This is a genomic window from Komagataeibacter rhaeticus, from assembly GCF_011611525.1.
GTDB lineage: Bacteria > Pseudomonadota > Alphaproteobacteria > Acetobacterales > Acetobacteraceae > Komagataeibacter > Komagataeibacter rhaeticus.
Map to the genome: position 1 here is coordinate 2,850,399 of NZ_CP050139.1, position 25,928 is coordinate 2,876,326.

General features: G+C 66.4%; 17 protein-coding genes. 8 read left to right on the forward strand and 9 right to left on the reverse strand.

Annotation, left to right across the window (positions count from 1 at the left end):
- Nucleotides 1-327: 327 nt before the first annotated feature.
- The gene (locus GWK63_RS13010) at nt 328-1,800 is read left to right on the forward strand and encodes a Hint domain-containing protein (protein ID WP_051672184.1); all 1,473 of its coding nucleotides are present in this window, start codon (nt 328-330) and stop codon (nt 1,798-1,800) included.
- Between the two features lie 157 nt (nt 1,801-1,957).
- Here the strand turns inward: GWK63_RS13010 and GWK63_RS13015 are convergent, their stop codons facing one another.
- On the reverse strand, nt 1,958-2,890 hold the full coding sequence (locus GWK63_RS13015) for a 4-(cytidine 5'-diphospho)-2-C-methyl-D-erythritol kinase (protein WP_034933649.1): 933 nt from the start codon (nt 2,888-2,890) through the stop codon (nt 1,958-1,960).
- On the reverse strand, nt 2,890-4,701 hold the full coding sequence (locus GWK63_RS13020; RefSeq protein WP_034933652.1) for a tetratricopeptide repeat protein: 1,812 nt from the start codon (nt 4,699-4,701) through the stop codon (nt 2,890-2,892). Before GWK63_RS13020 ends, GWK63_RS13015 begins: the two co-directional genes overlap by 1 nt.
- Nucleotides 4,702-4,830: 129 nt before the next feature.
- Here GWK63_RS13020 and GWK63_RS13025 point away from each other — a divergent pair, with 129 nt between their 5' ends.
- Nucleotides 4,831-5,709 carry a uracil-DNA glycosylase gene (locus GWK63_RS13025; protein WP_223846541.1) on the forward strand — a complete coding sequence of 293 codons (879 nt, stop codon included), beginning with the start codon at nt 4,831-4,833 and terminating at the stop codon, nt 5,707-5,709.
- 182 nt (nt 5,710-5,891) lie between these two features.
- On the forward strand, nt 5,892-7,871 hold the full coding sequence (locus GWK63_RS13030) for a transglycosylase SLT domain-containing protein (protein ID WP_034933657.1): 1,980 nt from the start codon (nt 5,892-5,894) through the stop codon (nt 7,869-7,871).
- Nucleotides 7,872-8,071: 200 nt separating this feature from the next.
- Here GWK63_RS13030 and GWK63_RS13035 read toward each other — a convergent pair whose 3' ends face one another.
- Both GWK63_RS13035 and hpnH read right to left on the reverse strand, forming a co-directional pair.
- Nucleotides 8,072-9,361 carry a hemolysin family protein gene (locus tag GWK63_RS13035; RefSeq protein WP_034933660.1) on the reverse strand — a complete coding sequence of 430 codons (1,290 nt, stop codon included), beginning with the start codon at nt 9,359-9,361 and terminating at the stop codon, nt 8,072-8,074.
- Nucleotides 9,362-9,490: 129 nt separating this feature from the next.
- Nucleotides 9,491-10,672 (reverse strand): adenosyl-hopene transferase HpnH, encoded by a 1,182-nt coding sequence (gene hpnH, locus GWK63_RS13040; protein ID WP_034933662.1) that lies wholly within the window; start codon nt 10,670-10,672, stop codon nt 9,491-9,493.
- 437 nt (nt 10,673-11,109) lie between these two features.
- Here hpnH and dxs point away from each other — a divergent pair, with 437 nt between their 5' ends.
- From dxs to hpnK, 5 genes are all read left to right on the forward strand, one after another.
- Entirely contained in the window at nt 11,110-13,140 is a 2,031-nt protein-coding gene (dxs, locus tag GWK63_RS13045; RefSeq protein ID WP_050800598.1) for a 1-deoxy-D-xylulose-5-phosphate synthase, read from the forward strand.
- Complete coding sequence (locus GWK63_RS13050) at nt 13,137-13,799, forward strand: ABC transporter substrate-binding protein (protein ID WP_039998659.1); 663 nt, start codon at nt 13,137-13,139, stop codon at nt 13,797-13,799. The genes dxs and GWK63_RS13050 overlap by 4 nt, the downstream gene beginning before the upstream one ends.
- Nucleotides 13,800-13,862: 63 nt before the next feature.
- On the forward strand, nt 13,863-15,041 hold the full coding sequence (hpnI, locus tag GWK63_RS13055) for a bacteriohopanetetrol glucosamine biosynthesis glycosyltransferase HpnI (RefSeq protein WP_007397672.1): 1,179 nt from the start codon (nt 13,863-13,865) through the stop codon (nt 15,039-15,041).
- A 107-nt stretch (nt 15,042-15,148) separates the two neighbouring features.
- Nucleotides 15,149-16,573: a hopanoid biosynthesis associated radical SAM protein HpnJ gene (gene hpnJ / locus GWK63_RS13060; RefSeq protein ID WP_007397671.1), complete on the forward strand. Its 1,425-nt coding sequence runs from the start codon at nt 15,149-15,151 to the stop codon at nt 16,571-16,573.
- A 78-nt stretch (nt 16,574-16,651) separates the two neighbouring features.
- The gene (gene hpnK, locus GWK63_RS13065; RefSeq protein WP_034929657.1) at nt 16,652-17,506 is read left to right on the forward strand and encodes a hopanoid biosynthesis-associated protein HpnK; all 855 of its coding nucleotides are present in this window, start codon (nt 16,652-16,654) and stop codon (nt 17,504-17,506) included.
- A gap of 25 nt (nt 17,507-17,531) precedes the next feature.
- On the opposite strand, the gene trxA is transcribed toward hpnK, so the two are convergent.
- From trxA to tsaE, 5 genes are all read right to left on the reverse strand, one after another.
- Complete coding sequence (gene trxA / locus GWK63_RS13070; RefSeq protein ID WP_034929608.1) at nt 17,532-17,861, reverse strand: thioredoxin; 330 nt, start codon at nt 17,859-17,861, stop codon at nt 17,532-17,534.
- Nucleotides 17,862-17,934: 73 nt separating this feature from the next.
- Entirely contained in the window at nt 17,935-21,519 is a 3,585-nt protein-coding gene (addA, locus tag GWK63_RS13075; RefSeq protein WP_007397668.1) for a double-strand break repair helicase AddA, read from the reverse strand.
- A complete protein-coding gene (gene addB, locus GWK63_RS13080; protein WP_007397667.1) occupies nt 21,516-24,566 on the reverse strand; it encodes a double-strand break repair protein AddB in 3,051 nt (1,016 codons plus the stop codon). The genes addA and addB overlap by 4 nt, the downstream gene beginning before the upstream one ends.
- The gene (locus GWK63_RS13085) at nt 24,563-25,324 is read right to left on the reverse strand and encodes a nucleotidyltransferase family protein (RefSeq protein ID WP_039998658.1); all 762 of its coding nucleotides are present in this window, start codon (nt 25,322-25,324) and stop codon (nt 24,563-24,565) included. The genes addB and GWK63_RS13085 overlap by 4 nt, the downstream gene beginning before the upstream one ends.
- Nucleotides 25,321-25,827: a tRNA (adenosine(37)-N6)-threonylcarbamoyltransferase complex ATPase subunit type 1 TsaE gene (gene tsaE, locus GWK63_RS13090; RefSeq protein ID WP_007397665.1), complete on the reverse strand. Its 507-nt coding sequence runs from the start codon at nt 25,825-25,827 to the stop codon at nt 25,321-25,323. The genes GWK63_RS13085 and tsaE overlap by 4 nt, the downstream gene beginning before the upstream one ends.
- Nucleotides 25,828-25,928 lie beyond the last annotated feature (101 nt).

Below are 25,928 nucleotides of genomic sequence, written 5' to 3' on the forward strand. Positions count from 1 at the left end.
CATCATGGCCCGCCCCGTCATGGGGCGGCGCGCGCCCGTCCGGTCCCGGTCTCCTGATTTCCCTTATATAAGCTGACATTTTACCTGCCAGCAGGCAGCATCCCGCCCCCCGGCTTCAGGGGGCGGAAGACAGCCCGCCGACACAGTATCGGCGCGGCGGCCGGAACCGGCCACCGGATTATGGCCGGTACTTTTCCCCAAAAAACAGCATCGATCATGCCGCTGGAGAATGCATGCCCGCATTTTGCGAGCAGCATTGCGATGAATTGTTACATATGTTACCGATCGAAATGTTTTGATATAAATTGCAATTTAAAGGCAGGATAAATGACTGACTATGCAAGCATCGGCGATTCTTCTGGTAACAAGATAGAGACAAGCTATTCAACCCTGAATAACTATACGGTATCTGGAAGCAACCATTTTGTTTCTGCCAGCACGGAACAGGGAATAGATCACAATACCATTTCAGTAACACCTGATTCACAGGGCACCAGTACCAGCACAGGACCAACACCCAGCAGCTATACCTTCCAGAGCGTTGACAACCAGGGCGGCCTGCAGGTCACTGCCGATATCAACGGTACCATGACCGATATGGGCATCTACCAGCAGATCGGCTTTTCCAACACCGATGCCATGTGGCTGTCAGACGGCTCAACCGGCGCATGCTACCTGCTGTCCGCAACACCCCTTACCCCCAATGCCGATGGTTCCTATAACAGCGTAACGCTGGGCGCGAACGGAACACAGGGCAATTTTGTCGGGGGCACCACCGCCTGCTTTGTGGACGGGACCCTCATCCGTACACCCGCAGGTGACGTTCCGGTGGAAACGCTGATGGCGGGCGACAGGGTTGTGACCGCATCGGGCGCCGTCCGGCCTGTCCGCTGGGTTGGGCAGAGCCTGCTCCACTGTGCCGCGCGCGCCAGCGGCACCCATGAAAGCTGGCCCGTGCGCATCGCGGCCCACGCCTTCGCGCCCGGCCGGCCCGAACGCGACCTGCTGGTCTCGCCCGGTCATGGCATTGCCGTCACGGTCATGGATGAAGTGCTGGTACCCGCTTTCCAGCTGGTCAATGGCACAACCATTACACAGGTACCGTGCGACAGGGTCAGTTACCGCCATATCGAACTGGACAGTCATGACCTGCTGATTTCCAATGGCCTGCCCAGCGAAAGCTATATGGATGTCGGCAATCGCGCCGCCTTTGCCATCGGCTTCGGGCGGGTTGACCCCGAACGCACGCCCGCAACGCTTGCGGACTATGCCCGCCCCTTCATTGACGGTGGCCCGGTCATTGACGCCATCCGCAGCCGCCTGACCGCGCGGGCGCAGGCCATGGGCTGGAAATGGGCGGAGCACGACATGGACCCGCATCTGGTGGTTGACGGCCGGCGGATCGATGCCACCCGTGTGGAGGGTGGCGTGCAGTTCCGCTTTCCCGCCACGGCGCGCAGCGCCTGCCTGGTTTCAGAGACCTTCGTCCCCGCCAACGGGTCGGACTGTCATGATCACCGCACGCTGGGCCTTTCGGTCAGCGGCCTGTATGTCCATGACGGCCTGCATGCTGAAACACGGATTGACCTTGATCACGCCGCGCTTGCCCCCGGCTTCCATTCCGAGGAAGCGGATGACGGCGTGCACTGGCGCTGGACACGGGGCACCCTGACGCTGTCCCCCAGCCTGTGGGCGGAATGCGCCACGGATGTGATGCTGCGCATTGACTGCACCTATACGATGCGGCGCTGGATGGCGCCCGCCGGAACGGTGGAAACAGGCATCGCACACGTAGCCTGAGCGCATCCCCCCCCCGCCCATGGGCAGGGGGCCGACGGCAGCCCGGCGGCGATGCGCCCGCGCCAGCGGTCCGTACCGCCACCGGGTGCCGATAACCGATACCGATGTGGCCGCAATATGGCGCGCCATGCCCGACGGGCCTGGATACGCCACTTTGTCAGGCCGGTATCGAATCCGCGCCAACGGCCGGGTTGCCACCATTGCGGCACAGATCCCCCGCCCAGACCCACCATCCCGCACGCTGGACCGCATCCTGCGCCGCCCGTGCCGCCGCCGGGCTGTCAAACAGGGCAAAGCAGGTGGCACCCGACCCGCTCATCCGTGCAAGGCGGCAGCCGGGCGCGGCACGCAGGGCCGACAGCACGGTAGTGATTTCGGGGCACAGGGCGCAGGCCGCGTCCTGCAGGTCGTTGGTCTGGGCCGACAGGTCACGCACCATGTCCGCCAGCGCATGCCATTGCGGCGGCAGGACCGCGCGCGGCGTAAAGACCGGCGCGCGTGTCCTGAAGACCTGCGGGGTGGAGACACTCTCCCCGCAATTGACCAGCATCATGCCACACGGTGGCAGGATGGGTGCGGGGGTCAGTTCCTCCCCGATTCCTTCCATCCGGGCGGCACGCTGGTCCAGGCAGACCGGCACATCCGCGCCCAGCCGCGTGGCCAGCGCCATAAGGGCCGCCCGTGGCACGTCCAGCTTCCATACCCTGAGCAGCAGCCGCAGGGCGGCGGCGGCATCGGCCGAGCCCCCCCCGATGCCCGAGGCCACGGGCAGCTCCTTGTGCAGCACGACCGCCACATCGGGCAGGTGGCGCGCGGCGTCCGCCCCCACCAGTTCACGCAGCACGGCCCCCGCGCGTACGATCAGGTTGTCGGCACGGTCATCCCCCCCCAGCCCGGCGGCAAACCGGCCCCTGATGTCCAGCGTCACACGGCCGCCCCGCCCGCTTCCCGCCGTCAGTTCCAGCCTGTCCGCGGCTCCCGCGAAAACGGCAAGACTGTCCAGCAGGTGATAGCCATCCGCCGGCCGCCGGCCCGTGACATGCAGGTACAGGTTGATCTTTGCATGGGCCAGTTCGTGCAGGGGTGACATCAGCGATGGGTTCCGTTTGACTGTGAATGGGAAGAAGTGGCCATGACCGGCCTGAGATCGGACGGAAGCGCCACGCCGGGAGCCGCCGGGCCGGCCTTCCATGCCCTGGCATAGGCCAGGGCCGCCATGATCTTGCGGCGGTCCATGGGGTCGGGCTGGAACTGGATGGCGTTCTGCCATTCATTCACCGCCTCCAGCCGGCGGCCCGCCATCCAGTACGCAACGCCAAGATGGTAATTGATGGCCGGGTCCTGTGGCATCTGCTCGGCCGCCTGTTCCAGCAACGGCAGCCCTTCGGCCACATGGCCCAGGCGCATGAGCACCCAGCCCACACTGTCGCGGATCTGGTTATCGGACGGGGCCAGCGCCAGCGCGCGGCGCAGGTAGTTTTCGGCCATGGCCGGATTCTCGCCATGCTCGACCATGGAATAGCCAAGATAGTTCAGCAGGTCCGCCTCGTTGGGGGCAAGCTGGAGCGCCTGCTGGATCAGGGCACGCGCCTGCGGCCAGTGGTTCTGGCGCTCCTGTGCGATGGCCTGCCCGAACAGCAGCCGCCAGTCGTCACCTTCCAGCCGATGCGGGGTCAGGGCGGTGGCGTGCCGGTAGGCATCCAGCGCCTCGGGCCATTTCTGCTGGTCCAGCAGGGCATCACCCAGGCTGCTCCACAGCATCCGGTCGGCGGGCGCGTCATGCAGCAGGTCGCGCAGTTCCTGCGCCGCCTGTTCCTTGTGGCCCATCACCAGATCCAGATCCGCCTGTTCGGTACGGTAGACGGGCAGGAACGGATCATCCGCCGGGGCGCCGTCCAGCGCCGCACGCGCCTGACGGTCCTGCTTGCGGTTATGCAGCGTGGAAGACAGCAGGAGACGCGCCTCCGAATCCGCCGGGTCCAGCATCAGCGCCATGCGCAGCATCATCTGCTCGGTACCGCGCAGGGTGCCGATTTCAGCCGCCATGTCGGGCTGGCGGTCATCATCCGCGCCATCATGGGCGTAAAGCTGCTGGTCAATCAGCAGGGCTACCAGACCATAGGCCTGCGCCAGCCCCTGTGCCGCATGGGTCACGATCGGGCGCCTGATCATGGCCATGATGCCGGGACGCGCCGCTTCCAGCACCGGCATGGCGGCAATACGCTGGTTGACCAGCGCCTGCGCATCCGCTTCATGCCCCTGCGCCACAAGCCAGTGCGCCAGCACCAGCGCGGTAAACAGGTCCCCCCCCGACATGCCGATGGACTGGCGGAAAAGCGTATCCGCCTTCATCTGCTGGCCCCCCATCCGGGCAATCAGGGCGGCATGCACGGTGTAGTACCCCCCCAGCGTACGATCCGTACGCACCGGCTCCAGGGCGGCCAGCGCTTCATCCGTCCGCCCCGCCCCCTGCAGCGCCCAGCCGCGCAGCAGCGGGCGCACCAGGGTCATGATCGGGTCGTCGGGCGCGTTCTGGTAATTGGCCAGCGCGCTGTCCCACCGGCCCGCCAGTGCCGCGGCATTGCCCATGACCAGGTCGGGCATGACCCCGCCGGGCTGGACACTGGCCAGCGCCGCCGCTTCGGGGCTGCCCGCCATGATGCTGTAGAAGAAGGCCCGTTCCCCGAACAGGCGGAACGTCGGTGCAAGGCGGGCGGCGGCGGCAAACGCCCGCGCGGCTTCGGCGTTATCCCCCTCGCTGGCGGCAACGGTGCCCACCAGCAGGTTGGTGGCCAGATCCTGCTGCCCGGCATGGACGATGGCGTCATCGGGCGTGGCCGCCCGCATTTCCCGGTTGGGAATCCCGGCCAGGAGCGGTACAACAAGGGAGGCCACGACCATGCGTGACAGACGAGGTAAGAGCATGACGCCAGAATCTACCGCGTGCGGCGTCCGCTGCCAAACCCTGCGCATGAAGGCGGGACGGCGCACGCCTGCATTGCCTGTGCCGGTGCGGGGTATATCCATCCGATGACTGATTCCCTGTCCCTGTTGCGCCTGTATGTGGAATGGGGTGCCGATGAGGCACTGGACAGCCACCCACATGACTGGATGGCGCAGGCAGCCACGATACACAACCGCGCGCCCGTGCCACAGTCCCCCCCCATACAGTCAGACAGGGGGAATGGACACAGAAATAACCACCCCCCGCCCCCTGCGCCCCCCCCCGCGCGTCCCGCCACGCCACGTCCGGCCGCCCCGGTGGTGGAACAGGCCGTGGCCGCGGCCCAGGCGGCGGCGCAGGCCGCGGGCACGCTGGCGGAACTGCATGCGGCCATGCGTGATTTCAGCGCCTGCCCGCTGCGGGAGACGGCAACCCACAGCGTTGGCGTGGAAGGGCCGCAGGGCGCGCCGCTCATGCTGATAGGCGAAGCCCCCGATGCCGATGAGGACCGCAGTGGCCACCCCTTCGCGGGGGAAAGCGGGGCACTGGTCGGGGCCATGTTCGCCAGTATCGGCATTGCGTGGGACAGCCTGCTGCGGGCGCCCGTCATTCCCTGGCGCCCGCCCGGCGGGCGCCCCCCCTACGAGGCCGAAACCCGGATCTGCCTGCCCTTCATCCAGCGCGCCATCATCCTTGCCCGTCCGGCGCATGTCATCGTGATGGGCAACCTGCCGGTCTCCCTCCTGCTGGAAGGGGGGGCTACCGCGGCCCGCATGCGGGGCCGGTGGCGCAGCCTGACCCTGCCCGCACACGGCCTGCCCCCCACGGCCAGCGCGCCCAGCGTGCCGGTGCTGGCCATGCGTCACCCCCAGCAGTTGCGCGCCAGCGCAACCGCGCGCCGCGACACATGGCGGGACATGCTGTCAATACGTGAAACACTTGGGAACATGGCTGCAAAATCATAAAGGGTATTAACATAATCATTCCCGGCTATTAGCATGCGCAAAGGATGATATTCGTTCCAGTTCCGGCAGGCGTTTCATAGCTGTACATAATAGTTGCAGTATCTGTTCTGAAAACTTATTTACCTGCGCGATCCGCATTAGCTATTGCTTTCTGTCTGCGCAGGGATTAAATCCGCTTCGCCATGCGAGGGACAATCAATACCCCCCATCACGCGGTGACGGCCTTTCTGGCTGGCGCCGCTTTTCTGGCAGGAGCCGCGTTCGCGCCGCTGCGTGCCCAAACAGTGGAAGCCGGCAGGATGGATCAGGATCCAACCCCCGCCGGTGACCATAACGAGGAAACGGCACTCGCCCTTCCACGCCTGCCCGCGCACGGTAACGCCGGGCTGCCCCGGCCGCTCTCACCGGAAGATGTCAGCCATATCCGCCGGGTGTTCCGCCTGCAGGCCGATGGCCGCTTCGATGATGCCATCCGCGAGACGGCCGCCATCCATGACGATACCCTGCTGGGTGACATCCTGGCCGCGCGTTACCTCAACCCCGCCTACCATCCCAGCGCGGGACAGCTGCGGCTGTGGCTGCGTACCTTTTCGGGACTGGCGGATTCACCGGCCATCTATGCGCTGCTGTCCGCCATGCCCAACAGGGGGGGGCCACTGCCGCCGGCCCCCACCAACAACGCGCTGGACAGCGCACACCCGCCCCAGCATATCCGCCTGCCGGAGGAGGATGATCCCTCCCTGCGCGTCTTTACCCGCAACAGCCTGCTTGACCACACCGTGCGCGAGCGCGCGGCACAGGGGGTGAAGGGGGCACGCAGCGCCCTGCGCCTGATTGCCATGACACCGGGCATGAATGACCTGTATGCCGCCCACCTGCAGGCCGAAATAGCCATGAGCATGTTCAGCAGCGGCGAAAACCGGCTGGCCCTGTCCATGGCGCGCGAAGCATTTGAAAAATCCGGCCAGCGGCTGGGCCTTGCCGGTTACGTGGCGGGACTGGCCGCGTGGCGGCAGGCCCGTCCCGACATAGCCGAACCGCTGTTCGAAGCCGCCTCCCGCGCCAGCCTGACACCGGGAAGCATCCGCGCGGGCGCCGCCTACTGGGCCGCCCGCGCCCATCAGGCCATGGGCGATGTGGCGGCCTACCAGCCATGGCTGCACCGGGCGGCGGCGGCACCCCACACCTTCTATGGCCAGCTGGCCTCACAGATCCTTGGCCTGCGGCGCACGCCCGGCGGCAGGGCTGGCCATACGCCCGACACCATTGCCGCGAGCCGTGATGTAACGCTTGCCACGGAACGGCAGGACATCCATGCCGGCAGCCCGGTCCTGGGTGAAATCGACATTGAGGCCGTGGCGGCCACCCCTGTCGGCCGGCGTGCCTTCGCCCTGCTGCAGGTAGGCGAGCGCGACCGGGCGGAAGCCGCACTGCGCCGCATGTGGCCCGACATCCAGAATGACGCGGCACTGTGCCACTCTACCCAGATGGTGGCGGATGCCATGGGCATGAAGGCGCTGTCCGCCCAGATGCTCATGCTGATCGACACCAACGAGAGCGAGCACAATACCCACACCGCCCGCTTCCCGCTGCCGCCGCTGCAGCCCGAGCATGGCTTCCGCATGGACCCGGCACTGGTCTATGCCCTGACCCGGCTGGAATCCAATTTCGACAGCAATGCCGTGTCCGGCTCCGGCGCACATGGCCTGATGCAGGTAATGCCGGTCACGGCGGACTTTGTCATCCATGACAAGGAACACTTCACCCGCCGCCCGGTTGCGCTGCATGACCCGGCCACCAATCTGGATATCGGGCAGCGCTACGTGCTGTATCTGGCCCAGCTTTCCACGCAGGCCGATGGCGCGCATGTGCCGCCCGGTGGTGACATGATCCGCATGCTGGCCAGCTACAATGCCGGGCCTTCGGCCATCTCGCGCCGCAGCGCCACCATGGCGGAAGATGAAGACCCCCTGCTGTACATAGAAAGCCTGCCCAATGCCGAAACGCGGGACTACGTGCGCCGGGCCTTTACCTATCTGTGGATCTATGCCGACCGGCTGGGCGTTGCCGCCCCCTCGCTTGAGACACTGGCCCGCAATGAATGGCCCGGCTTCGGGGCCGAGGTGGCCATGGCGGGGCATGGGGGCCACACTCTCCACTGACCGGGCCATGGCACCGGATACCTACGAAAAAGGGGCGCATCCTTGCCGGGATGCGCCCCTTTTTTTGGGACAGCCCGCACAGCATGGGAAAAAGTTTGTGGGTGCTATCTTTTTCCAAAAAAGCAGCATTTCCTGAAGCTTTTTGAAAAAGCTTCACCAAACACTTTTCTTTTTTATCAATGCGTTATTTAAGTTGGTTTTCAGTTTTCAGCCAGGAGCTGACGGCTGGCCTGCACGCGCACGACCCGGCGGCCTTCCATTTCCAGCACTTCGAACAGCCAGCCGGAGAACACAACCTTGTCCCCCCTGGCCGGCACGCGGCGCAGCAGGGCCAGTATCAGTCCCGCCAGCGTATGATAGCTGCCTTCCGCCGGCAGGTCCGACAGGCCGAGCCGGTCCTTGACCTCATCGGCGGGCATGGCGCCATCCAGTACCAGCACGTTGTCGTGCCCCAGCCGCTGGGGCGGCGTGCTGCCCGGCTCATGCTGTTCGCCCACGATGGCGCCAAACAGGTCGGATGAGGTCACGATCCCCTCGAACGACCCGTATTCATCCAGCACCAGCGCCAGCCCCAGCGGCGAGGCCCGCATGCGCTCAAGCATGTCGAAGGCGGACAGCGTATCGGGCACCGAGATGGGATGACGCAGCCCGATCTCGACCGAGGGACTCTTGCCATCCAGGAAGCGGTCCAGCATGTCCTTGGCCAGGATGATGCCAACGGGATTATCCACCCCCCCCTCACACACCACGATACGCGAATAGGTGGTCGAACGCAGGACCTGCAGCAGTTGCGCACGCGGGACATGGCGTTCGACCCAGCACAGTTCGTTGCGCGGTGTCATGATGGCGCGTACCGGGCGTTCGGCCAGCCGCAGCAGACGCTCGATCATGTCGCGCTCCTCCTGCTCCAGCACGCCCGCCTGCGCGCCTTCGGCAATATAGGCGCGCAGTTCCTCTACCGAGACCGACTGACGAATCGAGCCGCCAATCCCCACAAGCCGCAGCACCAGTTCGGATGAGCGGCCCAGCAGCCACACCACCGGGCGGGTGACCCACGCCATCCATTCCAGCAGCAGCGACAGGCGCGCCGCGATCAGTTCGGGCTGCTGCAGGGCAATCTGCTTGGGCACCAGTTCCCCCAGCACCAGCATGACGGCGGTTATGGCGCTGACCACAAGGAACATGGCCAGTTCATCGGCAATGGAACGCAGGGCCGGTACATGGGACAGCCAGTGACTGACCCCGGCCTCGATGCTGTTGCCGCCAAACGTGCCTTCCAGAATCGAGACAAGGGTCATGCCGATCTGGACGGTGGGCAGGAAACTCTGCGGGTCGGCCGCAAGCCTCAGCGCGCGGTCAGCCCCCTTGGTGCCGTTGCGGGCCAGAATGGCAAGCCGTGCCCGCCGGGCGGAAATCAGCGCCAGTTCGCCCATGGCAAACAGTCCGTTGAGCAGGACCAGGCACAATATGACAATCAGTGAGACAACCATGATCCCGCCATCCTACAACATAATTGCCCGCGCGGGCACAGGCCCCGCATGGGGGGCCATAACAGAAAAGGCGGGACAAATGCCCCGCCTTTCCAGTCGTCATGATATGCAGATGGCCTGAACGCAGGCTCAGTCGGCAGCGTCGGCCGTTTCCGCCGGCGCCGAAACCCGGTTCACGCGCGGGGGGGCCGCAGGCTTCTTGCGGGCCGCCAGTTCCGCCATCTTCGCATCCACATGCTGGGTGAACACGTATTCGGCCGGGCGCTGGTGCGCCAGCGAGATTTCCGGGGCCATCGGCTTTTCCGTCTCCGGCCCGAACAGCGCCACCTTGGCAATGTGCCAGGGGCGGCGGACCGCATCCATCACCGCCGTGGACTCGTAACCCGAATGGACCATGCAGTCGGCGCATTTTTCATAGTTGCCGGTGCCGTAAGCCGCCCAGTCGGTGTCGTTCATGAGCTCCTCAAAGCTCTTGGCATAGCCTTCACCCAGCAGGTAGCACGGGCGCTGCCAGCCAAACACGTTGCGCAGCGGCTTGCCCCACGGGGTGCAGTGGTACTGTTCATTGCCCGCCAGGAAGTTCAGGAACAGCGGCGACTGCGTAAAGCGCCACTTCTTGCCCTTGCCCAGACGGAAGATGTCACGGAACAGCTGCTTCGTCTTCTGGCGGTTCAGGAAGTGTTCCTGATCCGGCGCGCGCTCGTAGGCATAGCCCGGCGCGGTCATGATGCCATCGACGCCCATGGCCATCACTTCGTCAAAGAAGGCGGCGACGCGCTTGGGGTCGGCCCCGTCGAACAGGGTGCAGTTGATCGATACGCGGAACCCGCGCGCCTTTGCCTTCTTGATCGCGGCGACGGCACGTTCGTACACGCCGTCCTGGCAGACCGATGCGTCATGCATGGCCGGATCGCCATCAAGATGCACATCCCACGAGAAGAACGGGTTCGGTTCGTAATCGTCCATCTTCTTTTCCAGAAGAAGGGCGTTCGTGCACAGGTAGACGTATTTCTTGCGACCGATCAGCCCGCGGACGATTTCCGGCATTTCCTTATGCAGGAGCGGCTCGCCGCCCGCCACGGCAATCACGGGCGCGCCGGCCTCGGTATCCGCATCAAGGCATTCCTGCACGGTCATGCGCTGATTGAGGATCTGCGCAGGATAGTCGATCTTGCCGCACCCGGCGCAGGCCAGGTTACAGCGGAACAACGGCTCGAGCATCAGCACGAGCGGATAACGTTTGCGCCGCGTGACATGCTGCTTGACAACATAGGCGCCAACGCGGACTGCCTGCATAATAGGAACGGCCATGAAACCTCTGCTCCTGCACCGGCCCAACCGCCGGTCTCATATTTCAAGTCTGGTAGGCTGGACTATGGTCACATCCACCTACAAGAAAACAAGCCCAACATCGCCCAGCCGTGCACATAGAGCATGCCGAGGTTGCGGACTTGTACGACACATGAAGCCTTTCGGGAGGGTATAGGACAGAAACCATCCTGTATTCAATTGCTATTGGCTTCGGTGTGGCCGATTAACAACAGTCAGGGAATTAGAGACTGTATTTACACGCTTAACCGGAGTAACACATCGCGATTACGCTACGGTCGCCATGGTTTTCGTGCCATGAGCCGCCATTCATCACCGCCGGAGCAGCCTGGCATCCGGTCCCGATCCCGGGGCCGACCGGCCAAACCGAAACCCGGGCCGGTTCCTCCCCGCAGGCGGGGCAAGGGCCTGCGCAGAAAATGGACGCGAACATCATGGACCAGACCAGACCCGCGATTCCCACCCTTGGTCGCTACCCGCAGCTTGACCGTGTGCGGGCCCCCCATGACCTGCGCAACCTTTCGGTGGAGCAGCTCAGGCAGCTGGCGGATGAACTGCGCTCCGAGACGATTGATGCCGTCTCCACCACCGGCGGCCATCTCGGGGCCTCGCTGGGCGTGGTGGAACTGACCGTGGCGCTGCATGCCGTGTTCGACACCCCCGATGACCGCGTGATCTGGGATGTGGGCCACCAGGCCTACCCGCACAAGATCCTGACCGGGCGGCGCGAGCGCATCCGCACCCTGCGCCAGCCGGGCGGGCTGTCGGGCTTCACCCGGCGCAGCGAGAGCGAATACGACCCGTTTGGGGCGGCGCATTCCTCCACCTCCATCTCGGCGGGCCTTGGCATGGCCGTGGCCCATCACCTGCGCGCGGAGGAAGACCCCTCCTACCGCGAGCGCAACGTGATTGCCGTGATCGGCGATGGCTCGATCTCGGCCGGCATGGCGTATGAGGCGATGAACAATGCCTCCCATTGCGGGCCGGGTGCGGAACGCCTGATCGTGGTGCTCAACGATAACGAGATGTCGATCGCTCCCCCGGTGGGCGCGATGTCGAGCTATCTCTCGCGGCTGATGTCCTCGCGCAAGTTCCTGTCGTTGCGTGAACTCGCCGCCAAGATGGCCAAGCGCCTGCCCGGCCGGCTGGAGCGCACGGCCAAGAAGGCGGATGAATACGCGCGCGGCATCATGACCGGCGGCACGCTGTTCGAGGAACTGGGCTTCTATTATGTCGGCCCCGTGGATGGCCACGACATGAACCAGCTGGTCCACATCCTGCGCAACCTGCGCGATGCCGAGGATGTCGGCCCCGTGCTGCTGCACGTGATTACCGAGAAGGGCCACGGCTACAAGCCTGCCGAATCGGCGGGGGACAAGTATCACGCCGTTTCCAAGTTCAATGTCGTGACCGGTGAGCAGAAGAAAGGCCCGTCCGGCCCGCCCAGCTACACCTCGGTCTTTGCGAAGGAACTGGTGCGCCAGGCCGCGACGGATGACAAGATCGTCACGATTACCGCCGCCATGCCGTCGGGCACCGGGCTGGACAAGTTTGCCAAGGCCTATCCCGACCGCTTCTTTGACGTAGGCATTGCCGAACAGCATGCCGTGACCTTTGCCGCCGGCATGGCGACCGAGGGGCTGCGCCCGTTCTGCGCCATCTATTCCTCCTTCCTGCAGCGCGCCTATGACCAGGTGATGCATGACGTGGTGCTGCAGAAGCTGCCGGTGCGCTTCGCCATCGACCGCGCGGGGCTGGTGGGCGCCGATGGCGCGACGCATGCCGGGTCGTTCGACATCGCCTACCTGGGCTGCCTGCCGGGCATCACGCTGATGGCGCCCAGCACCGAGGTGGAACTGATGCACATGACAGCCACCGCCATCGCGTTTGACGAAGGCCCGATCGGCCTGCGCTACCCGCGTGGCGCGGGGCTGGGGCTGGCGCTTCCGGCGGCGGGCGAGGTGCTGGAAATCGGGCGCGGGCGAATCGTGCGCGAGATGGCGCGCCAGTCCGGGCCGGAACAGGGCGGCATTGCCATCCTCTCGCTCGGGCCAAGGCTGGAACACGCGCTGAAGGCCGCCGACATGCTGGCCGCCCACGGCCTGTCCCCCACCGTGGCCGATGCCCGCTTCGCCAAGCCGATCGACACCGCGCTGGTCGAGCAGCTGGCACGCAACCATGCGGTGCTGATCACCATCGAGGAAGGCTCGGTCGGCGGGTTCGCAAGCTTTGTCATGACCCATCTGGCCAGGACCGGACTGCTCGACCGCGTGCGCTTCCGCCCCATGACCCTGCCCGACCGCTTCATCGATCATAACACCCAGGATGCCCAGTATATCGAGGCAGGGCTGGATGCGGCGGCCATTACCAATACCGCCCTTGAGGCGCTGGGTGTCGGAATCAGCATGACGCAGCCCTTGCTAAAGACAGCAAACGGACCGAAATCATGAACATTATGAAACATGTCCTGAAAACCACGTCGCTGGTGCTGTGCGCCAGCCTGATGGCGGCACCGGTCGTCCCTGCCGTCTTCTCCATCCATGCAGCCCATGCCGCCAGCGCATCCGATGCGCAGGTGCAGGAACCGATCAAGGCGCTTTATGCAGCGCTTGACCGCATCCAGGCCAAGGGTGCCGGCTCGTTCGAGCAGCGTTCGCAGATCCTGGCCCCGGCCATCGACCATGCCTATGACATGGAAGCCGTGCTCGCCTCCTCCGTCGGCCCGCGTTACGCGACCCTGCCCGATGACCAGAAGCAGGCCCTGCTGGCCACATTCCGCCAGTTCACGATCGCCCGCTATGTTTCCAGCTTCAAGCCGGGCAGTGACGCGCGCTTCACCATCGATCCCGCCGTGACCGCATCCCCCGTTGGCAATGACCGTATTGTTGTAACACGCATCGGCTCGTCCGATGACGCCAATGGCACCGAAATCAATTACGTGATGCGTTCGGGCGCCCGGGGCTGGCAGATCGTGGATGTGCTGCTCAATGCCCATATCAGCCAGGTCGCGGCCCAGCGGGCCGATTTCAGTTCGGCCCTGTCTGGCGGCAATGTGCAAAAACTGACAAATCTGCTACAGAAAAAAATCAAGACGTTCTCGGAAGAGTGATCGCACCCCTCCCTTACGCCTTTTTCTGATTCGCTCCATACGCGGGACCTTGCCGGAAAGATAATGTCTGTTTTCAACGCTCTTGTTTCACCCGCCGGACTGGCCGCGACCGTTGCGGCCGCCGGGTGCATGCAGGCAGCGCTTGGCACCGTTCTGGTCTCGCGTTTCCGCTGGCAGGAAAAGCGGGTGGACCGGCAGGTGCCCATGCCACCCGTGTCCGTGCTCAAGCCGCTGCATGGGGATGAACCCCTGCTGGAAGAGGCGCTCGAAAGCTTCTGCACGCAGGACTATCCCCAGATGCAGATCGTCTTTGGCGTCCAGTCGGAAGATGATGCGGCCATTCCCATCGTGCGCCGCCTGATGGAGCGGCATCCGGCGGTGGACATGGAACTGGTGGTCGACTCCACCTTTCACGGGGTCAACCGCAAGATCGGCAACCTGATCAACATCATGCGCAGCGTGAAGCATGATGTGCTGGTCATCTCCGATTCGGACATCCATGTGGCGCCCGACTACCTGCGCCATGTGGTGGGCGCGCTGGTCCCCGCCGATGTGGGGCTGGTCACCACGCTCTATGCGGGGCTGCCCGCTTCCCCCACGGTGCCGCGCCTGCTGGCGGCATGCCAGATCAACCACAACTTCCTGCCCGGTGTCATGCTGTCGCGCTATCTGGGGCGGCAGGACTGCCTGGGGGCGACCATGGCGCTGCGCCGCTCCATGCTTGAGGCGATAGGCGGACTGGAAGCCCTGGTGCCCCATGTTGCCGATGATGCGATGCTGGGTCGCTATGTGCGCGAGCGTGGCAAGGACATTGCCATTGCCGCGTGCATGACATGGACCACGGTGGGTGAAACCTCGATGCGCGAGGTGCTGGCGCATGAACTGCGCTGGGGCCGGACGGTCAAGACGCTGGAACCGGCGGGCTATGCCGCCTCCGCCATCCAGCTGCCACTGTTCTGGGCCAGTGTCGCGGTGCTCCTGGCCCCGCATGCCGCGTGGACGTGGTTCTTCTTTGCCGGGACATGGGCATGGCGGGGCGTATGCTCCTTCATACTGGACCGGACGCTGGCGCAACGCAGCCTGCTGCCGCTGCTGCTGCTGCCACTGCGCGACTGGATATCGGCCGCGATCATGGTGGGCAGCGTAACCGGCACCCGGGTTGCCTGGCGCGGACAGACAATGCATGTCACGCCCCATTCGGTCATGACATCGCGCTCACAGCCGGCATCACCCCGTGACTGACCCCCCATGGGCAGGCTGGGCCTGCTTTGAAAAACCAACCCTGTAGTCAATAAGAACGGGTATAAGGGAACCCCGTTTCCCCGCCAGAACCCGAGGATATGCGTAGCATGATGAAAACCCTGTTTCTCCAGCCGCCTTCGTTTGACGGATTCGACGGTGGGGCCGGCTCCCGCTATCAGGCCAAGCGGGAAATCAAGTCGTTCTGGTACCCCACATGGCTGGCGCAGCCCGCCGCCATGGTGGAAGGCAGCCGCCTGATTGATGCGCCGCCCGCGCGCATGGGCATGGAACCGATCCTGGAAGACGTGCGCAACCGCGACCTCGTCATCATGCATACCTCCACCCCGTCCTTCGCCTCGGACGTGCGGGTGGCGCAGATGATCAAGGACGCCAATCCCAAGGTCAAGATCGGCATGGTGGGCGCCAAGGTTGCCGTCCAGCCCGAGGAAAGCCTGCTCAACGCCCCGCCGGTGGACTTCGTGGCGCGCAACGAGTTCGACTTCACCATCAAGGAAATGGCCGAAGGCCGTGACTGGAAGGATGTCGATGGCATCTCCTGGCGCGACGGGGACGGCAAGATCGTCCATAACCGCGACCGCGCCATGATCGAGGACATGGACAGCCTGCCGTTCGTGACCGAGGTGTACAAGCGTGACCTGAAGATCGAGGATTACTTCATCGGTTACCTGATGCACCCCTACATCTCGATCTATACCGGCCGTGGCTGCAAGTCGCGCTGCACCTTCTGCCTGTGGCCGCAGACGGTGGGTGGCCACCACTACCGCACCCGCAGCCCCGAGCATGTGGCGGCCGAGATCCGTCTGGCGAAGCAGTATTTCCCGCAGGTGAAGGAATTCTTCTTCGACGACGACACCTTCACCGATGACCTGCCGCGTGCCGAAGCGATTGCCAAGGAACTGGGCAAGCTGGGTGTGACGTGGTCGTGCAACGCCAAGGCCAATGTGCCGCGCAAGACGCTGGAAGTGCTCAAGGCCAACGGCCTGCGCCTGCTGCTGGTGGGCTACGAGAGCGGCAACCAGCAGATCCTGCACAACATCAAGAAGGGCATGCGTGTCGAGACGGCGCGCGAGTTCACCAAGAACTGCCACGAGCTGGGCATCAAGATCCACGGCACCTTCATCCTCGGCCTGCCGGGCGAGACGAAGGAAACCATCCAGGAAACCATCCGCTTCGCCACCGAGATCAACCCGCACACCCTGCAGGTCTCGCTGGCGGCACCCTATCCTGGCACGTTCCTGCACAAGCAGGCGACCGAGAATGGCTGGCTGGATGAGAAGAACGCCGAACTGATCGATGATAACGGCGTGCAGATTGCGCCCCTGCACTACCCGCATCTGTCGCACACCGAAATCTTCCAGAGCGTGGAAGAGTTCTACCGGAAGTTCTACTTCCGCGCGCCCAAGATCGCCTCGATCCTGAACGAGATGGTCCGCAGCCCGCAGATGATGAAGCGCCGCCTGCGCGAAGGGGTGGAATTCTTCCAGTTCCTGCGCGAACGTCGCGCCGCCTGATCAGGCTGCCTGCGATTGCCCCATGCCGGGACCTTCGGGTTCCGGCATTTCTTTTTTCATGCCACCCGGTTTTCTATCATGAAGCGTGTCATCATATCCGCCGATGATTTCGGCCTGTCCGAAGAAGTGAACGAGGCGATCGAGATCGCGCATCGGGACGGATTGCTGTCAACCGCGAGCCTGATGGTATCTGGCCCCGCCGCCACCGATGCCGTGCGCCGGGCAAAAAAACTGCCGGACCTGCGGGTGGGGCTGCATCTGGTTGCGATCGAAGGGCCGGCCACCCTGCCGCCAGCCGATATCCCGCTTCTGGTGCCACAGGACGGGCAGTTCCCCTCCGACCAGCTGAAGCTGGGCGTGGAGTATTTCTTCCGCCCCGCCGTGCGCCGGGAACTGGCCGCCGAAATCGAGGCCCAGTTCCGGGCCTTCACCGCAACCGGGCTGGCACTGGACCATGCCAACGCGCACAAGCACATGCACCTGCACCCCACCGTGGGACGGTACATGATTGAAAGCGGGCTGCGCCACGGCCTGCGCGCGATCCGTGTGCCGCTGGAACCGCCCCAGCCGCTCTATGCGGCGGGCACCTATGCCGATACGCTGGGTGATGCCGCGCTGCGGCGCTGGACCGGCCTGCTGCGCCACCAGGCGCACAAGGCGGGGCTTGTCACCAATGACTGGTGCTTCGGGCTGGCATGGAGCGGGCATATGACGACCGAGCGCGTCTCCGCACTGGCTGCCCACCTGCCCGATGGCCTGTCGGAAATCTACTTCCACCCGGCCACGGCCAAGAACAAACTCCTGCAGCGGCTCATGCCCACATACGAGCACGAAGCCGAGCTGCGCACGCTATGCGCCCCCGGTTTCCGTTCGGGGCTTGCCCATGCGGGGGCGACCCCCACAACATGGACGGATGTGGCCCGCGCGCGCTGACGGGCCACCACCGCGCCGTAACTTATCAGCCCAGGTTGGCCTGAACCCATGCCTTGAGCTGGCTCTTGGGCACGGCACCCGACTGCTTGGCCACCGGCTTGCCATCGCGGAAGAGGATCAGCGTGGGAATGCTCTGCACGGCGTATTCGTTAGGGGCGCGCAGGTTATCGTCAATATTGACCTTGGCCACGGTCATCCTGCCCTTGAACTCCGCGCCAATTTCATCCAGCGCCGGGGCGATCATCTTGCACGGGCCGCACCATTCCGCCCAGAAATCAACCAGTACCGGCTCCTTGGAGTCCAGCACCAGGGACTTGAACTGGTCATCGCTGACAGCAATCGTATTTTCGCTCATCACTTGAAAACTCCTCTCTGGCGGTGGGGTGACCGCCCGTGTCGTGCTGACATGGCCATGCCGGGGCGTGGGGTCAAGCCTGCATGGCATCCTTCATGTCGGGTGCATACCTGTCCAGCAGCGTAGCGGGCAGGATGTCAACCCGCACGCCCTCCGTCCAGACCAGCGCGCACACGACCTGCCTGCCCGGATAGACCCCGCGCAGCAGCGCCCGGTAGGCCGCCATCTGCCGCAGGTACAGCACCGGCGTCCTGTCAATGCTTTGGGGGGGGTGGCGGTTCGTCTTGAAATCACACACGGTAACCGTACCGGCATCCACCGCCATGCGGTCCACCTGCCCCACAATCACCTGCTGGCCGACAACACCCGCAAGCGGCTGCTCCGCGCGGCTGCCGGGGGCAAACAGGGCGGCAAGCGCCGGCTGGTCCATCACCGCCAGCACCTGCGCCACCAGTTCACCCCGCTGCGCGGGCGCAAGTCCTGCCGCCGGGCGGGCCAGCCACGCATCGGCCAGTTCCGCCCGCCGGGATACGGGACAGTCGGGCAGGTACTGCAGCAGGGCATGGACCAGCTGCCCACGCTGCAACGCGCGCGCACGACTGGCCTCCCTGTCCGCCCGGGCGCGTACGGTGCTGGCGGCTGCAAGCGGCGAGCGCACGGCGGGCTGCGGGCCAAGGGCCACGTCATCGGGCCGACTGGGGGCCAGCGGGCGGGCCAGCGGGCCTTCCGCAACCGGCATGACAGGCCGCCAGAGCGGGGCATGACCCATCCAGTCCGGCAAGGGGACAGGCCTGTCAGGCGCATGGTCGGCACAGGGGGATGGGGCAGCGGGGAGGGAAGACACGCGCGCTTCCTCCAGAACCAGGGTTTCCCCCTCCCAGCCCAGATCAAAGGGCTGCGCGGTTGCCCCCGCACTCTCGAAACCCTGCCGGCACAGGTCGTACCAGCAGCCATCGGGTACGCCCCTTCCGGGTTCCCATCCGCATATCACCAGCCGGTCGCTGGCCCGGGTCAGGGCGACATAGAGCAGGCGGTTATATTCCTCCGCCGCATTCAGGCGGATCTGTTCCTGCAGGCCCGCCGTCACATCCGTGGCCAGTTCGCGCCGGGGTACCCAGACCGGTATGTCCAGACCCGTCACGTCGTCGGCTGCCCACAGGATATTGGTGTCGGAACGCGGGGTGGCAATGGTGTCGGGCAGGATGACAAGCCGCGCCTGCAACCCCTTGGCCCCATGCGCGGTCATGACACGCACCATGTTGGCGGAGGCATCAGGCTCGTGGCGCACGGTCTCATCCGATGCGTTGAGCCAGTGCAGGAACCCCTGCAGGGAAATGGCATGCGCTTCCTCAAAGCGCAGGGCGGCGGAGAGCAGTTCGTCAACCGGTTCCACCGCCTCCGGCCCCAGGCGTGCCAGCAGGCGCGCACGCCCCCCCAGCGGGCCAAGCGCTTCGGCCAGCAGCTGGTAGGGGGTGGCGTAGTCCACCTGCCGGAACAGGGTATTGAGGATATGCCACGCGGCAGCCCAGTCAGGCCGTTCGGCATGCCGCGCGCGCAGCACCGCCCACAGTGGCTGGCCATTGCGCCCGGTGGCGAGCGGCATGAGCGAATCGTCATCCAGGCCGCCAATGGGGGATGTCAGGACACAGGCCAGCGTCAGGTCATCCTGCGGCAGCAGCAGGGCCGCGCACAGCGCCATGAGGTCACGCACCGCAAGCTGGTCGGTCAGCACGGTGCGCACCAGGGTGGCCACCGGCACGTCGTGGGTTTTCAGCGCGCGGATCAGCGCGCGGGCAAAGGCGGACCGGCGGGGGACAAGGATCAGCACGTCACCGGGCGCAAGTGCCGCCTCCCCCGGTGCGGGGGCCTTGCGCAGCTGTGCCGCGATCCAGCCCGCCAGCGTGTCGGCCAGACGCTGCTGGGCGGTGGACTGGCCCGCATTATGGCGCGGCGCCATCCATGGGCTGACATCCATCCCGCTGGCTTCCACCGGCACGGGGGGCCATATCTCCACACGTCCGCCCTGCCCCGGCCGGGCAGTGACATGGGCGGGAATTCCGCCTTCCGGCTCCACCACGCCACGGGCGGCGGCGGGATTGGCGAATACGCTGTCCACCAGCTTCAGCACGGGTGCTGTGGAACGGAAGGAAACGGTCAGCGCCGGTTCACGCCACAGCGCCTGCGCGGCCCCCGCGCGCCTGCGGAAGCGCTGCCGCCAGGCGCGGAAAGCCTCCGGATCGGCCCCCTGGAAGGAATAGATCGACTGCTTGTAATCCCCCACCGCGAAGATGGTGCGCGGGCAGCCTTCATCATCATGCGTGCCTTCGCCCGCGAAGAATTCGGCGGTCAGGCCACCGGCAATGGCCCACTGGTCGGGCGAGGTATCCTGCACCTCGTCCAGCAGCAGGTGGTCAATGCCGCCATCAAGCTTGTACAGCACCCATGCCGCACCCGGATCATCAAGAAGCTGGAGCGTGCGGTCGATCAGGTCGTCATAATCGACCATGCCCTGCGCGCTCTTGCGCGTGGCATAGCGTTCCAGCACCGGCTGGGCCACGGACAGCAGGGCGCAGGTCAGTTCGAACACCGTGATGGCACGCAACTGCCGGTCGATGCCGATCACCCGCGCGGCTTCCGCCCCAAGCTGGCCAACAAGGCCAGAACACTCGGCTGCCAGCTTGATGTTCAGGCCACCCCGCTGGCGGGGCTCACCCTTCTGCGTCAGCAGGCTGCCACGCCATGTGGGCCAGTCTGCCGCACGGGCTGCCGTATCCTGCCCCAGCCATGCCAGCATGGTTTCGGCCAGTGCCCGCACCGTGGGGGAACCGTTCCGCGCCACGAACCGCAGGCCGTCCCGCAGGGCGTCCTCATCGGGAATCGTGGCGCAGGCCCTGCACAGCACATCCTCCGCGCTGCGGCCACTGATGCCCAGCAGGTGCATGAGTGCCGCTTCCACCGTGGCGGGATCGGCCTGCCAGCGCCGCGCCACGGGCAGGATGCGGCGCGACTGGGCCTGCAGGCGGCCGATCAGGGTGGTGAACTCCCCCACCCCGATCTGGGCCGCCAGCGTGGACACGGCCGGGCCACCCTGCCCCACCACATCCTCCACCGCCGCGCGCTGGGCCAGACGGGCATCGGTTTCCTCGATCAGGGTGAAATGCGGGCTGATCGCGGCCTCGATGGGGAAACGCCGCAGCAGCGACTGACAGAAGGCATGGATGGTACCGATGCGCATGCCGCCGGGCAGGTCCAGCACGCGGGCAAACAGTTCACGCGCCACGCGGCGGGTCTCCACCCCGGTGGGTACGGACAGGCGCGCAAGCTCCCGGTCCAGATCCGCATCGGGCAGCATGACCCACTGGCCCAGCCGGTTCTGCAGGCGGATCGACATTTCCGCCGCCGCCGCCTTGGTAAAGGTCAGGCACAGGATGCGCGCGGGGTCGCTGCCGGGCACGCGGGTCATCACCCCGTCCCGGTCCGGCACGTCGCGCGGCAGCATGAGGCGCAGCAGCCGGTCGACCAGAAGCTTGGTCTTGCCACTGCCCGCCGAGGCCGAGACAAAAACCGACGCCTGCGGGTCCGACGCCTGCGCCTGGCTGCGATTGGCAAGGCCGATGGCGTCCGCCCTGCCTTCCCCCTTCGTGACGGGGCGGTTCATCCTGCCGTCTCCTCACGCGCGGCACTCCATTCCGCCACCCGGGCCAGATGGGCATAATCGGCGAAACGCGGTTCCTCACCGGGCCAGGGATGGGACAGATAGGGCTGTTCCGGGCTGTCATAGGCCGCGACCAGATCATGCAGCCCCTGCCGGCAGTGCGCGATCAGGTCACTCAGTTCCGTGCCGCGCGCGACATCCAGCACCTGTGCCGGAACATGGCCACCGGTCAGCCGCCAGTACACCAGTTCCGCTACCCTGCCCGCCACGGGGGGCGGGAAGCCACCGCTCTCGATCATCGCCGCCTCCAGCACCAGCTGGGACTGCCAGCCCTCGATCACGCTGCGCCGGGCGGGCAGGGTGCCGGTCTTGTAATCGAACAGGCTCAGCGCGCCATCCCCGTGCAGGTCGATCCGGTCGGCCCGCCCGCGCAGGGTGAACGCGCCACCGGGCAGGTCGTCCAGCCGCATGGTCCCACCCTGCTCCGTCAGCACCGTGCAGGGGGCGCCGGTGGCGCGGCGGGCCTGTTCGGTCCGGGCGCACCATGTGGCAATACGCTCCAGCCGGGGCGCCCACCACGCCGCCAGCGCGGGGCGCAGGCCCGCCTCACGCAGTACATCGGCAAAGACAGCCTGCATCCGTACCGCGCCATCGGCCGGCCAGTCGGCGGGATGGGCGCGGAACCACCTGTCCAGGGCCGCATGCACGATCTGGCCGTAATCGGCGGCATCGGCCAGTTCCTCCAGATCCGCCAGCCGGTTCAGCTTCAGTATGCGGCGGGCATAGATGGCATAGGGGTCGCGCATCCATGTCTCGATCTCGGTCACCGACAGGCTGCGCGGGCGCAGGCCCACCGCCGGGCGCGGCCGCGGGGGGGCAACCGGCATGGGCACGCCCGCGGGCCGGTCCAGCCCCTCCAGCCAGCGCAGGGCGGGGTGCGCGGGCAGGCCGTGGCCATGCCCCGCCAGATAGGCATCCAGCCGCACCAGCCAGCGCGCGGGCACCGTGGGCGCGCCCTGCCGCCGGCCGGCTACCGACAGCACGACCCGTGGGGCGGCGCAGGCGCAGGAGACGAAATCATGCGCGGCCTGACCGATCACCCATTCCGGCGCGGGCAGGCCCACACGGGTGCGCATGGGGCGGCTCATCCATGGGCCCGGATCGGTGGCGGGTGGCCACACGGTTTCCACCAGTCCCCCCAGCACGATGGTATCCGCCGTCTGCAGCCGTGCTTCCAGCAGGCCCCATATGAACACACGCGGGTGCACCGCCCCCGCCCGCCCGCGCACGGCGCGCCGCCCCTGCACGGTCATACCCGCGAGCGAGGACGCCAGCAGCCCGTCCAGCGTGCCCAGACGGGCATCGGGCAGCACATCGCACCAGGCCAGCATCGCGCTCATGTGCTGGCCCAGCGCGTTGCCTTCCTCGCCTGCCCACAGGCGTTCGGCGCCATCGGCGCTGCCGGTCGTGGCCAGGTCCTGCGCAACCTCGATCAGGGCGGCCAGCAGGGTGGGAACCGGCACCGGCGTGCTGACCGGCAGGGCCAGCAGCGGGCCGAAGGCCGCTTCCAGCCGGTTCAGGAAGGCGTTGATTTCCTCCGGTGCGTCGGGGGCATCGGCCAGCGCGCCATGGGGATCATCCGCCGCCCGCGCCAGCGCGCGCCGCAGCCCCGCAATACCGGGGGGTGGGGCCGGGCCGCGCAGGACCAGCCGTTCAAGCTGGCGGGCGCTGGCGCGGCAGTTGCCCGGTGAAAGACCACACGCCGCCAGCGGGTGCTTGATGACGGAAAGCAGCGCCACGGGCGAAAGCCCGCCATCCACCGCCTGCACGATCAGGCGCAGGAACGCGGTCTGCGGTATGGTGAGCAGGCTTTCCCCCGCGCTGTCATCGGCAATGACGCCCCAGCGCACCAGTTCCGTCGCCACCCGCCCGGCCAGCGCCCGGTCGGGCGTGACGAGGGCCGCGCGCCTGCCGGGCTGCTCCAGCACCTGACGCAGGACCATGGCGATGGCGGCGGCTTCCTCCTGCTGGTCGGCGCTGCGCAGCACCGACAGGCCATCGGCCGCCACCGGCGCATCGGGCGCGCGCCACTGTTCCAGCGCATGGGCAGGCAGCAGCGCGCGCGCCAGCAGCCCCGCCCGCGCGGCCGGGCTGGTGGCGGTACTGCCCGGTGGCAGGCTGTCCCACTGTTCCATGCCATCACGCGCAATCCCCAGTTCGGCCAGCATGCGGGCCGTACCGGCCTGGGGATGGTCAGGAGGCAGGTGTTCCCACACCGCCTGCGCGCATGTCGTGTCCACACCGGGCAGCACCAGCAGCCCGTCGGGCACGGACAGCACGGCGCGCAGCATGGCGATGGTCGAAGGCACGGCATCGGCAAAGCCTACGGCCCATATGGGGGTACCGGGCGCGGGCGGCTCGCGTTCCCAGCGCGCGGCCTGTGCGTGCAGCAGGGCGGTCTGCCGGGCCACAGGGTTCATCACCCCCTGTTCTGCCAGCCATGCGGGCCACACGCTGGTCACGATGGACAGGAAGCGCAGTGTCTGGTGCCAGTGCTGGGCAAAATCCCCTTCCGCCGCATGCGGCAGGCGCGTGCGCAGGTCACATTCCGCCCATTCCGCCTCATCCATCAGGTCCGCCAGCGCGCGCGCCAGCGGCCAGGCCTGGTCCACGCCCTGCACATCGCCAAACGCCTTTCCCGCCTGCATGACCAGCAGGCTCAGCGTTGCCAGCCGCCGCACCGGGTCCACCGCGGGCGGCAGGTCAAGCGCGTTCTGGCCTGACAGCGCAAGCGATGCCTCATCCAGCGCGGCAATGGGGGCGATACGGGGCAGCAGCAGCGGGCGGCCATCGACCTGGCGCATGAACGCCTCGGTCAGGGCGCGGGCGGCGCGGCGGCTGGGCAGCAGGATCAGGCCGGTGCCACATTCCCGCGGGTCATGCCCCGCCTGATCCAGCCAGCGCGCGGCAATCTGGTCCACAAAGGGTACATGCGGCGGCACGACGGCAACGCGGCCACGCAGGCAGGGTGCCCCCCGGCTTTCAGTCATATATCATTGTCCCGGTCCGGGTTGAGGGCGGAATGCAGCACCTGCTCGGCGGCCGTGATGTCGGCCGGGCGCGACAGGTGGAACCACAGCGAATCATGCACGATCACCCCCAGCCGGCCCGCCGCCATGGCCCGGTCCCACAGCAGGTTCATGCTGAACGCGCCCTGCGGCGCGCCATCGAACAGGGCAGGCGAGACGATCTGCACCCCGGTAAAGACATAGGGCGTGACCTCCCCCGCGCGCGGGCGGCGCGGCCTGCCATGCGCGTCAATGGCAAAGTCCCCACGCCCCACTTCCCCCACGGCCCGGGTCATGGCGCCCAGCAGCAGCATGGCGTCCATGCGGGCGGGATCAAAGGCGGCCGCCAGCCGCCGCAGGGCCGCTACCGGACCGTTGAGCCACATGCCATCGCCATTGAGCAGGAAGAACGGCCCCGACCCCAGCCTTCCCGCCCGCAGGGCGGCGGCGGCACTGCCCCCCGTTTCCAGCAGGCTGTCCTCAACCTGTTCGGTGGTATGTGGCCCGCGCCCGGCCGCAGCGCGCGTGGCGAGGGCTGCGTGAATGGCCCCGGGCTGCCAGTGGGCGTTGACCACCACTTCGGGCACGCCCGCCGCCTCCAGCCGGTCCAGCACATGATCCAGGATCGGCTGCCCCGCCACCTCCAGCAACGGCTTGGGCATCCGTTCGCTCAGTGGCCGCATGCGCCGCCCCAGCCCCGCCGCGAAAACCATGGCAACACGCGGCATGTCCACGCTCATGACCGTTCTCCCATCCCCATATCACCTGCCTGCGCCAGCCGCGCGCCCCAGCCCTCCAGCCGGGCCACCCGCCCGCCATCCGCCGTATGCAGCAGGCGGACATGCAACGCATCCGGGGGGGCAAGCGTGCCAAGGCGGTCTGGCCATTCCACCAGGACAATGCCCTCGCACGCATCATCCCAGCCCAGTTCATGCAGGGCATCCGGCCCGTCAAGCCGCCACAGGTCGAAATGCGCGACCGCGGCCAGCGGCGCGTCATAGACCTGCACCAGTGTATAGGACGGGCTTGGCACTTCCATGTCCGGACTGCCGCACAGCGCACGCAGCAGGGCACGCGCTAGGGTGGTCTTGCCCGCGCCAAGGTCGCCTTCCAGCAGTACGGCATCCCCCGCGCGCAGCAGGGGGGCAAGCGCGTGGCCCAGCGCCTGGGTCGCCTGTGTATCGGGCAGGGGAATGTCCCGTATGGTCCTGCCGCCACCGGCCGTTGGGGAACTGTCTTGCATGGGCTGATTGTGCCCCTGCCCCACAGCCCCGCACAAGGGGGCATGCGGCAGGACATGCCGAAGGATGCGCCGGGGGTTGCGCCATTGGCGGCAAAAACGCA